Source organism: Bradyrhizobium sp. WYCCWR15520 (assembly GCF_056174665.1).
The window spans coordinates 230,542-240,543 of record NZ_JBWBWM010000008.1; the positions used below are offsets into that span (position 1 = coordinate 230,542).

The window sequence follows — 10,002 nt, forward strand, 5'->3', positions numbered from 1 at the left end:
TGGTTTGGTCTTTCCGCCGGACCTAGTAGCCCTGTTGAGGCGGAAGCGGCCGGTGGATGGGCACGATTGGATGGACGACCGCGCGATAAGGCATGCACTGGACTGGCCCTTCGAAGGGCTTCGTAAGTCCGTCGAGCAAGGGCAACTCTGGTGGCCTGAGTGGGGGAAGTTACCTTCCAGCGCCCGCGCTCGCGCGCAGGTTCTGCGGGAAGTGGTTTCCCGAGCACCTAAACTAATCCCGCTGATTGGTCACCGATACTTGCCCGAGCAGCCGCATGAGGCGGGCAACCCTGTTTTTTCCATCTTCTACACCGATGCAATCTACTACGGTGCCAATCTGAAGGACTATTTCGAAAGAGAGTTCACAAGCTGGAACAGCAAGCCTTGGCCTTCACAGATCAAATATATTCCGTTTTGGTCCGACCTTGTCGAGCGGTTCGCGCAGAACCGAAATCACACCTAATGAATGACCCGAAGCGGCGGCCTCGCATGTCCTACTTTGTTTCGAGGTGGGAGAAGCGAAAATTGCAGTGGCTGGCGCCGCCAGCCAGCGTCGGGGTTCGTTCCAAACGAATGCCACGCGTTGCGTAGGCCTCGAAATCAAGTCCGCAAATGTGTGGGAGGATTTCTTGATCTCCATGACGAGCGGCGAATTTGCAGAAGCCACAAGCCTTGTAATCGATACCGAATTCAAAGCTGTCGCCGGGCCCTGGCTCGACGAAATCGTAGACAAAATCCTCTGGATATTCGTTCGCCAGGCTTTTTGTCGCCTGCTCGCGGAGTAAGGATTGGTTCTCCCGAGACATGAACTGACGTCCCGAAGCGAGCCGTTCGGCCTCCGGCACGGTCAGCAATTGAGCCTTGTAACTTTCTCGCTCGATATCGCCGATTATTGGTAGAGCAACGCCATGCCGCCGGAGCACGCGCCCGATAGCCATAAAGCCCATCAAGCGGATGAAGAAGTCGCTCATGCGGCTAGCCGCACCTCCGACATAAGGCATTTGGCTGAGCACGATTTCGAACTCATCCATCACATCTTGTCTGACCTTGTCCAAATCCGCGAGATGCGCGCGTTCGCGCAACATCGTCTCGGCAAGATCGAGGCGTTCGCGCATGGCGGCTTCCATTGCGCCGCGATGCGCCTGATAGAATGGATGAATTTCGCCCATGAGATGTCCCCCGCAGGTACGCGTTTCATTCCGCGGCGATCGCCTCGATCTCCAGCAACCATTTGCCGTCGACTGTTTCGGCGATCATCACCGTGGAAGCCGGTTCGTTTCGTTGCAGCATCTTGCGGCGAATGGCGCGGTTGGCCAGGACCTGACTTTTGTCGGTCAGAAAAGTATTGATCTTGACCAGATGCTCGACGCCGAGGCCGGCGGCGGCGAGCACCGCGATGACGTTGCGCCAGGCCTGCTCGCATTGCGCCTCGAAACCGTCGGGCACGCTGCCGTCGGAATTTTCCGGCACCTGTCCGCTGACGAACAACAGCCGGCGATGCTGGCCGAGTTCCAGCCCCATGCTGTAGCCGCTGGAAGGCGCGTGGACCGCTGCGGGATTATGGCGAGTAATTTGAGCCATGTCAGTTTGTCTCCTGTTCGACGAATTCCAGCGCCAGACCATGCGACGCCGCGGGCGGGATCAGCAGCACGGCGCCGGTCATCTCGAAGTCGACGCCGTTGTCTTTCAGTGCGCGCTTGGTCGCATCGAGATCGGTGACCGCCAGACGCGCTGCGCAGAAGCGCGGCGACGTATCGCCGGCGAGACCCGGCAGCCGGCGTGCAATCTCGGCCGGATCGAGCACGGTGATCCGATCACAGCTATCGCCGACCGTCAGTCGCCCGGGCACAGACTGGGCTTCGCTTTCCGTGACGCGCTCGAGGAAATCGCGGTGCGCCGCCGGCTCCTGCGCCGACATCACGACCTCGATCACGCGCAAGGCGCCGTTGGGGTGGCGCTGATAGTCGGGCTTCCAGAACAGTTCCGGCGGGTGACGCTGCTGGCAGGTGAAGAAGGCGATCCCGGGCATGGCGGGATTGGTGGCGAACGCCAGTGAAAATGCGACGCGCGCCGTGCCGCCGCCCGGCAGCACCGCATCGCGGCCAAAATCAAACGGCGCATAGGCACTGACGTGATCGGCCTTGAAGCGCGCCGCATCGGCATGGGCGTCGGTGCTGTGCAAGGCCAGCATCGACATTCCCTCAGTGGTGGCCAGAAAATCCTGGTTGTGGGCGGCGAAGCTGAATCTATCAGGCGCGGCCGGCGGCACCGCCGCGGCGTCCGTGACGGCCAGTAACTCCAGAAAATTGTTCCCGAACATCGCCAGGCGGTTGCTGGTTCCAAACGGATGCACGCCGGTCGGCGTGAGGGTGAAACCGAGCTTTTGCCAATCCAGCGCGGCCTGCGCCAGATCGCGGACACAAATGACGAGATGATCGATACGGCGGGGCATGGGATCTCCGGAAATTGCAGACCGACCGTAACCGGCGGCATCACCCTGGGGCAAAGCATTGTTGCTGCGGTTCTGCTCAAGAAAATCTATTGCAAGGCTGCGGCCTATCAGTGACAAACTGGACGGCGATGACCTACATCCTTCCACCGCTCAATGCGCTGCGCGCGTTCGAAGCCGCGGCGCGGCATCTCAGCTTCAAGCTCGCCGCGCATGAGCTGCATGTGACGCCTGCCGCCGTGGGGCAGCAGGTGAAATCGCTGGAGGCGCGCCTGGGCGTGCGCCTGTTCGAGCGGCTGCATAAGCAGCTTGTCCTGACCGAGGCCGGCCAAGCCTATCTGCCAAAAATTTCCGACGGCTTTCGTCGCATTGCGGACGCAACGGTGCGACTGAAGCCGACGGGCGCGGCGCTGTTGCAACTGGGCGTGCACGGCAATTTCGATCTGCGGCGTCTGGCGCTGGCGGAGTTTCGCGCAGCCCACGAGGAAATCGGCTTGCGGGTGCTGCAGCCCGCCGGCTTGGCCGAGCTGATCGAGGGCAAGGTCGATGTGCTGATCGCGCGTGGGGTCGGCCACCATCCGGGCTACCGCTGCGATCGCGTGACGGAGGGATCCGGGCTCGGCGACTGGCTGATTGCGCCCGCCGGTACTGCGGATTGTCCGGAAATCGCAAGTTTCCGGGATTGGCTGCGCGGTCTGCCCGCCGAGAACTCGCTCGGGCAGCAGCGTCGTCGTGTGGTCGGCATCATCAGAAGTTGAGGTGATCGTGAAGCAGAAAAAATTCGGCGCAGGCCGTGCGGACGTATCCGTGATCGGGCAGGGCACCTGGTATCTCGACCGCGGTGACCGCAAGGCGGCGATCGCAGCGCTCCGCCGCGGTATCGAAACCGGCATGACCCATATCGACACCGCCGAGATGTATGGCGATGCCGAGCTCGTGATCGCGGACGCGATCGCAGGGCTGCCGCGTGAAAAACTCTTTCTCGTTTCAAAAGTGCTGCCGAGCAACGCCTCGCGGCGCGGCACCGTCACGGCCTGCGAGCGTTCGCTGAAGCGGCTGAAGACCGATTATCTCGATTGTTATCTGCTGCACTGGCGCGGCTCCTATCCGTTCGAGGAAACGGTGGCGGCGTTCGACGATCTAGTGGCCGCGGGAAAAATCCGCTCCTGGGGCGTCAGCAATTTCGACGAGGATGATCTCGACGAACTGCTCGATGTCGCGGGCGAAGGCAAGATCGCCTGCAATCAGGTGCTCTATCATCTGCTGGAGCGCGCGATCGAGCACGCGGTGATCCCGTGGTGCGAGAAGCATGGCGTTGCCGTCGTCGCCTACTCGCCGTTCGGTCATGATGAGTTTCCATCGCCGCGCAGCAAGGGCGGCGAGGTGCTGCAGGCGATCGCGGATGCGCACCAGGCGAGCCCGCGCCAGGTCGCGCTGGCGTTTCTCACGCGTGCGCCATCGGTGCTCGCGATTCCCAAGGCGTCGAGCGCGGAACACGCGGCAGAGAATGCGAGGGCAGGGGATCTGAAACTCAGCGAGCAGGAGATCGTCGCACTCGACAAGGCCTTCCCACGCGGCCCCAAGCCACGCGGCCTGCCGATGCTGTGACCTCTTCTCCCTCTCCCCGCTCTTCGCGGGGTCGAGACAAGCGAAGCTTGCTCTTAGAGGGTAGGGGTGAGGGGCTCTCTCCGCGAGCATGCGTTCACCGATAGACCTGTACCCCCGCACCCGGAATTCGCGCTTCGCGCAAATTCCGACCTCTCCCCGCAAGCGGGGCGAGGTTGAAGCGGAGTTCACGTCATCGCGCGCATGCGCTCCTCAAACACATCACCGTAAACACCGTGCTTAACAAAGTGTTGCAATTGGCCCCTCAGCGCATATCCGCATCCCGCTTTCGGACCTAGTCGCATCGGGCGAATTGGTGTTTTTTACAACCTCGCCCGATTCGAAATTACCGCCTTCGAGATTGCCGTGACACCGCCCCCCGCCGCAGCCGCCAGGCTGGACAGCGTTCATCTGCCTTTGCCCGAAAAGAAGTCGACGATCCGCAAGGCGCCCGCGCGCGCCGACCGGCCGTTCAAGGGCATCGCGCTGGTGCTGGCCTCGACGGTATTTCTTGGCGCCTCCGACGTGACGGCGAAATATCTCTCGGCGACACTGCCCTCGATCGAGATCGCCTGGATCCGCTTCCTGGTGTTCGCGATGATCATGACGCCGGCGATGATGCCGGGTTCCCCGCTGTTTGCGATGCAGACCAATCGTCCCGGTCTGCATCTTTTGCGCGGCCTGACGATCCTGGGCTCGTCGCTGTTCTTCATCTCCGGCCTGCGGTACCTCCCGATTGCGGAGGCCTCCGCCACCGGTTTCGTCGCGCCGCTGTTCGTCACCGCGCTGTCGATCATCTTTCTCAGCGAGAAGGTCGGCCTGCGCCGCTGGATCGCGACCGGCGTTGGTCTCGTCGGCGTCATCATCATCCTGCGTCCCGGCACCGGCGCGTTTCACCCGGCGGCGTTCTTTCCGCTGGTCTCGGCGCTGGCCTGGGCCTGCACGCTGATCATCACGCGGATGATGAGCGGCACCGAGCGCGCCATCACCGTGATGGCCTATTCCTCGATCGTCGGCCTCTGCATTCTCTCCGCGCTGGTGCCGTTCGTCTGGGTCACGCCGACCTGGCATGACATCGCCTTCGGCATTTTCATCGGCATCGCCTCGACCGCGGGGCAGTGGATCGTGGTGCTGGCGTTCCGCTATGCCGACGCCTCCGTGCTGGCGCCATTCTCCTACACGCAATTGCTGTGGGTCAGCGTGCTCGGATTCTTCATCTTCGGCGAAGTGCCTGATGCCTACACCATCACCGGCGCCGCGTTCATTGTCGCAAGCGGCCTCTACACCGCCCATCGCGAGCGCGTCCGCCGCTCGCAGCTTCTGGCTGTCTCGGGCGAGCCGTCCCCCAACGCCTGATCCTGCGCGGCCACTGAGTCGTGGTCACACCCGCCAAAAACGTGGCGCGGGTGCCACATCGGTGCCGTAGAACGCTTGGTTGTGGTGCAAATCTGGCGGATTCATCCCCGCATCCGTAATTCTACGGCGGAACCCATGCTAGTGAGTTCCTATGGCGCCGCAGAGCGCCGGGGAATGGGGTTCGGGCGTTGTATTTTCAATTGCTATCGTCGGCGCAGGGCCGACGCCATCGGGCTGTGGCTGCGCGGGCAGTCGCGATGTCGGCGTTTCTCGTTGGCCTGTGCCTGTCGACGACACCCGCGAACGCAGCCTGCGCGCCCGATCCGGCGTCGAGCGGCGATACCGTCACCTGCAGCGGCAATACTCCGGGCGGCTTTCAGGCCGGCGTCAGTAACCTCACCGTCATGAAATGGCTGAACGGCTGGTCTGCGGCCGCGATCTTCGAAGGCCAGTTTTCCAACGTCACCAATTCCTACGCCAGCAAGTGGTGCGCTATTCGTGGTGATCCTCCGTGCCAGAGCATGATGCGGAAAGGTGGAAACAGGTTTTCCGACTCGCTCTGGCCCGCGATGTTTTGAGCGATCACCGTAATGCCCAGCGCGTAGATAACAGGAGGAATAGCGCCCGGTTACCCCTGTAGTTGGCCGCTGGTCGGGTGGTTTCAAACCCGCCCATGATCGTCGTGCCTTGGCGGTCACAGACCCGCCATTCCCATTTCGTCAGGCTTCGCTTGGTAATCAATACTTCCAACACGGTGCCGACTCGCATCCCCAGTTGCGTACGATCAAAATACCAATGGGCGTCAAGCTGTCGGTTCGCTTGTGGACTCTCAGATGTGGTTTTACAGAATTAAGTGTTTGAAACAGCGTTTGAAACACAGCGCCTAATGATGTCTTGGTTTAGTGGGTTTGTCACTTAATAGCAGGCGTCCTGTAAATGCAGATGGTGCGCGAACTGGAGCACTGACGGATGGATGGCTTTGGCGTCTTTATTATTTTTGTTGTCTTCGGAGGCGGAGCGTTTCTCGCCTCAATCATCCCCGGCCTGATTGTCGGCGTACCTGTCGGAATGTTCGTGCACCGCCGGGATGTTGCTCGTCTAATTTGCCTGACAGCAAGTTTTATCGGAGCAATCGTCGCATATCTCTGGCTCAAAAAAACCGATGTCGCCTTTGATCCAGTTCCTTTGCTCGTTTTTTGGGGCGCATTGCTGACGACAATTGCGCTCGGTACTTGGATAGGCCGGAAGCTGGCGTCCGCGGGCAACCGCGATTAACGGACTCACCCGATGTAGTAGAGCGTTGTCCGCTTCTCCGCCCGCTGTTGGGGAATGAGCTGACCGCGAATTTATGAGTACTTGCCCTGGATGATGATGCGATTCCATGAAATCACGTCATGATCTAAGGTGAAGAAAATCACCGGGAGGGTCTTTCGTGCGCGCAGCCATTTTCCGCAATGGGGAAATTGTCGTCGACCAGATGCCGGAGCCAAAACCCGGCGCCGGGCAGGTGCTGGTGAAATCGCTGGCCTGCGGCATCTGCGGCTCCGACCTGCATGCGCGCAAGCACGCACACCGCATGGTCGAACTCGCCAGGCATTTTCCCGGCCGCAAGCCGATGGACCTGTCGCGCGACGTCGTGTTCGGCCATGAATTCTGTTGCGAGGTGCTCGATTACGGTCCTGATACGACAGGCAAATTCAAGCCCGGCACGAAAGTCTGTTCGCTGCCGGCGCTGCTGACCGCGGACGGCCCGCAGGGCATCGGCTATTCCAACGACGATGTCGGCGCCTACGCCGAGCGTATGCTGCTCAGCGAAGCCCTGCTGCTCGAAGTCCCCAATGGCCTCGCCGCCGAACACGCCGCGCTGACCGAACCGCTCGCCGTCGGTGTGCATGCGGTGGCAAAGGCCAACATCAGAGGCGGGGAGGTGCCGCTTGTGATCGGCTGCGGTCCGGTCGGGCTTGCGGTCATTGCGGCGCTGAAGATCAGGGGATTGCATCCGATCGTCGCCGCCGATTACTCGCCGGCCCGCCGCGCGCTCGCCGAACAGCTCGGTGCCGACGTCGTCGTCGATCCCGCGCGCTCGCAGCCTTACGCGACCTGGGCCGAGCACGCCCAGATGTCGCCGGAGGAAAAAGCCGTGCGCCCGCCATTGCAGGCATTGTTGCCGGCGCTGAAACCCGCGCTGATCTTCGAGTGCGTCGGCGTTCCCGGCCTGATCCAGCAGGTGTTCGAAGGCGCGCCGCGCGATGCGCGCATCGTCGTGGTCGGCGTCTGCATGGAAACCGACCGCGCCGAGCCGATGCTCGGCATCCTCAAGGAGCTCAACGTTCAGTACGTCCTGGGCTACACGCCGGAGGAGTTCGCCTATTCGCTGCGCCTGATCGCGGAAGGGGAGGTCGACGCCGCCTCGATGGTGACCGCCAGCGTCGGCATCGACGGCGTGGCACAAGCCTTCGCCGATCTCGCCAACCCCGAAGCGCACACCAAGATCATCGTCGAGCCGTGGCGGTGATGATCTTCGGAGGGCGTAGCAACAATTGAACCCTCATGGTGAGGAGGCGCGGAGTGCCGTCTCCAGACGATGCTTCGCATCGCCGGGAGAACCATGAGGCCCACGCTCTCTCCACGTCATTGCGAGCCAACGGGTCGCGCGAACGCGCGCCCCGTTGGCTCGCAATGACGAGAGAACCAGTTGTGCCCACCATTCGCGACACGGCATGGGTCGATGGTGGGCACGCTTCCGCCTTCGCTCGTTGAGCTACGGCGGACGCGGTCGCTTTGCCCACGCTACGGACGTTTCGGATACTCAAGCTGCATCGCGACGAAGTCGGCCGTATCCGTTCCGTAACGCGCAGCAATGCCCGCAAGCACATTGTCCAGTGCTTCCGCCGGTTTCGTGGCATCGCTCGGCAGCAATCGCGCCGCAGGCCAGTTCGCCGCGACCTGGTCGGGAATGATCCGCAAGCCGCCGCGGCTCTGCTGCGCGCCGGCCGTGCGTGCGAACGTCACCGCCTGTGACCGGTAGGTCCGCGACCACGCGTCGGTGATCAGCGCCAGCGACACCTCGTCGACGCCTTCCTTGAGTTCGATGCCGAGCTGCTCGTGGGCCCAGAACGCGACCGTGTTACGGATGGCCGTCAGCGCAAATGGGCGCGTGAACTTGAACGCGTCGCTGTCATGTCGCTCGTCCCATTCGGCAAGGCCGATATCCCGGCCGACCGCCTTGGCCTTGTCGCGTCCGGCGATCGCCTCGATCAGCGTCAGCGACATCGGCATCGACGCGGTGATACCTGTCGTCGTCGCCACGCCGTCATCGACCACCAGCCGCCGGTCTTCGACGTAGCGCATCGTTGGATGCTTGCCACGCAACTCCTTGACGGAATACCAGTGGGTGGTCGCCCGCTTGCCATGCAGCAGTCCGGCATCGCCGACCACCTTGGCGCCAACGCACACGCCGATGATGATTGCCTTCTTCGCCGACTGGCTTCTGATCCATTGCAGCGCCTCGGGATCGTCATCCCTGCTCATCGCGGGAACGATGACATAATCGGCACCATCGGGATGCTGTGCGTCGAACTCCGAGATCGTCGCGTCCGGCTCGACCTTGAGCGTCGGATAGAGCCTCACGGGACCCCGTTTCGTTGCCAGCGCGACGACGTCGGCAACGTCGGCCCGCCGCAGGATGCCGTAGGGCATCAGATAGTCGGTAGTCTCGGTGGCGTCATTGATCCCGATGATGGCGACCAGCGGCCGCTGCCGCTTCGGCGGCTTCAACGCGGCGACCGTCGCGTCGCGCTCGGCTTGCGCGATCGGCGGTGGTGCTGCGGCGGATGGCGACGGCGGCAGCGACCACAACCAGCCGCCACCGATGATGGCGAGAAGTACGACAGCGCCAAGGGCGCTCCACAACAGGCGTCGCGATGTCATGATACGCGTGGCTCGATATTCCCTGAGTTGAACTGGAGTCTACAGCCGCTATATCCGGTGCGAAATGACGCAAATCCCGCGAAAACGGCCATGCGGCGAAGCGGGCAATGTCGTAGGATGGGCAAAGCGCAAGCGTGCCCACCATCAAGCAGCACGATCGGTGATAGATGGTGGGCACGTCGCTATCGCTCCTCTGCCCACCCTACGGAGTCCGAGTTGATTTGCTCCGCGCGCAAGCTAAATATGAACGCGCAACTGCGCCACCTGGCCCGGCAGGCAAATCACTTCTGGTTTTCAGAAATTGTGTCAAGGCCGTGAATCAAAAATATTCCGCTTTCGTTCTCACCCAAATCAGTCGCATAACTCCGCCCGTCTCACGGCAAGATGAGGGGCGTTGGCCATCGTCACGAACGTGCGGTGAGATGCGATGGACGCTGATGGCGCGCTCGACGTACGCGCCTGAAGCGTACGGCGAAGTCGTGTGGTTCGGGCGCCGCGGTGCTGGCGTTAAGTTTCACGAATTATCTCGTGGAGCGACGGAGGCAAAAGAGCCGTTCTCCGGGGAGAGCACGAAGTAAGCCGTAAAGCCATTGCGCAGGGAAGGCCGGAGTGTTTCCGCTGTACCTGTATGCTCGTGTGCGTTTTTCCTTATGCGCAACGGC

Annotated in this window: 11 protein-coding genes; 7 read left to right on the top strand and 4 right to left on the bottom strand. The window is 62.0% G+C overall.

Features of this window, described 5'->3' with window-relative positions:
• The first annotated feature begins 70 nt into the window (after nt 1–70).
• On the top strand, nt 71–463 hold the full coding sequence (locus AC0QUY_RS11775; protein ID WP_475386958.1) for a hypothetical protein: 393 nt from the start codon (nt 71–73) through the stop codon (nt 461–463).
• Nucleotides 464–494: 31 nt separating this feature from the next.
• Here the strand turns inward: AC0QUY_RS11775 and AC0QUY_RS11780 are convergent, their stop codons facing one another.
• From AC0QUY_RS11780 to AC0QUY_RS11790, 3 genes are read right to left on the bottom strand one after another with little or no spacing between them, the layout of a single operon-like run.
• Nucleotides 495–1,169, bottom strand: coding sequence for an L-2-amino-thiazoline-4-carboxylic acid hydrolase (locus AC0QUY_RS11780; RefSeq protein ID WP_475386959.1), 675 nt, complete (start codon nt 1,167–1,169; stop codon nt 495–497).
• A 25-nt stretch (nt 1,170–1,194) separates the two neighbouring features.
• Nucleotides 1,195–1,581: a RidA family protein gene (locus AC0QUY_RS11785; RefSeq protein ID WP_475386960.1), complete on the bottom strand. Its 387-nt coding sequence runs from the start codon at nt 1,579–1,581 to the stop codon at nt 1,195–1,197.
• Between the two features lies 1 nt (nt 1,582).
• Nucleotides 1,583–2,452: a VOC family protein gene (locus AC0QUY_RS11790; RefSeq protein WP_475386961.1), complete on the bottom strand. Its 870-nt coding sequence runs from the start codon at nt 2,450–2,452 to the stop codon at nt 1,583–1,585.
• Nucleotides 2,453–2,580: 128 nt separating this feature from the next.
• Between AC0QUY_RS11790 and AC0QUY_RS11795 the strand changes: the two genes are divergently transcribed.
• The 6 genes from AC0QUY_RS11795 to AC0QUY_RS11820 all read left to right on the top strand — a co-directional run bounded on the left by AC0QUY_RS11795 (nt 2,581) and on the right by AC0QUY_RS11820 (nt 7,925).
• Complete coding sequence (locus AC0QUY_RS11795; RefSeq protein ID WP_475386962.1) at nt 2,581–3,207, top strand: LysR family transcriptional regulator; 627 nt, start codon at nt 2,581–2,583, stop codon at nt 3,205–3,207.
• A 7-nt stretch (nt 3,208–3,214) separates the two neighbouring features.
• A complete protein-coding gene (locus tag AC0QUY_RS11800; protein ID WP_475386963.1) occupies nt 3,215–4,057 on the top strand; it encodes an aldo/keto reductase in 843 nt (280 codons plus the stop codon).
• A gap of 408 nt (nt 4,058–4,465) precedes the next feature.
• The gene (locus AC0QUY_RS11805; RefSeq protein ID WP_475386970.1) at nt 4,466–5,410 is read left to right on the top strand and encodes a DMT family transporter; all 945 of its coding nucleotides are present in this window, start codon (nt 4,466–4,468) and stop codon (nt 5,408–5,410) included.
• 257 nt (nt 5,411–5,667) lie between these two features.
• Nucleotides 5,668–5,988, top strand: a complete 321-nt coding sequence (locus AC0QUY_RS11810; RefSeq protein ID WP_475386964.1) for a hypothetical protein — start codon at nt 5,668–5,670, stop codon at nt 5,986–5,988.
• Between the two features lie 391 nt (nt 5,989–6,379).
• Complete coding sequence (locus AC0QUY_RS11815) at nt 6,380–6,685, top strand: hypothetical protein (protein WP_161852833.1); 306 nt, start codon at nt 6,380–6,382, stop codon at nt 6,683–6,685.
• 157 nt (nt 6,686–6,842) lie between these two features.
• Nucleotides 6,843–7,925: a zinc-binding dehydrogenase gene (locus AC0QUY_RS11820; protein ID WP_475386965.1), complete on the top strand. Its 1,083-nt coding sequence runs from the start codon at nt 6,843–6,845 to the stop codon at nt 7,923–7,925.
• A gap of 275 nt (nt 7,926–8,200) precedes the next feature.
• Here the strand turns inward: AC0QUY_RS11820 and AC0QUY_RS11825 are convergent, their stop codons facing one another.
• Complete coding sequence (locus AC0QUY_RS11825; protein ID WP_475386966.1) at nt 8,201–9,340, bottom strand: DJ-1/PfpI family protein; 1,140 nt, start codon at nt 9,338–9,340, stop codon at nt 8,201–8,203.
• Between the last annotated feature and the right edge of the window lie 662 nt (nt 9,341–10,002).

Excerpts from the sequence above, each read along its gene's own strand:
- AC0QUY_RS11795 (WP_475386962.1), top strand. The coding sequence starts at position 2,581 with ATGACCTACATCCTTCCACCGCTCAATGCGCTGCGCGCGTTCGAAGCC.
- AC0QUY_RS11785 (WP_475386960.1), bottom strand. The coding sequence starts at position 1,581 with ATGGCTCAAATTACTCGCCATAATCCCGCAGCGGTCCACGCGCCTTCC.
- AC0QUY_RS11825 (WP_475386966.1), bottom strand. The coding sequence starts at position 9,340 with ATGACATCGCGACGCCTGTTGTGGAGCGCCCTTGGCGCTGTCGTACTT.
- AC0QUY_RS11810 (WP_475386964.1), top strand. The coding sequence starts at position 5,668 with ATGTCGGCGTTTCTCGTTGGCCTGTGCCTGTCGACGACACCCGCGAAC.
- AC0QUY_RS11780 (WP_475386959.1), bottom strand. The coding sequence starts at position 1,169 with ATGGGCGAAATTCATCCATTCTATCAGGCGCATCGCGGCGCAATGGAA.
- AC0QUY_RS11775 (WP_475386958.1), top strand. The coding sequence starts at position 71 with ATGGACGACCGCGCGATAAGGCATGCACTGGACTGGCCCTTCGAAGGG.
- AC0QUY_RS11790 (WP_475386961.1), bottom strand. The coding sequence starts at position 2,452 with ATGCCCCGCCGTATCGATCATCTCGTCATTTGTGTCCGCGATCTGGCG.
- AC0QUY_RS11815 (WP_161852833.1), top strand. The coding sequence starts at position 6,380 with ATGGATGGCTTTGGCGTCTTTATTATTTTTGTTGTCTTCGGAGGCGGA.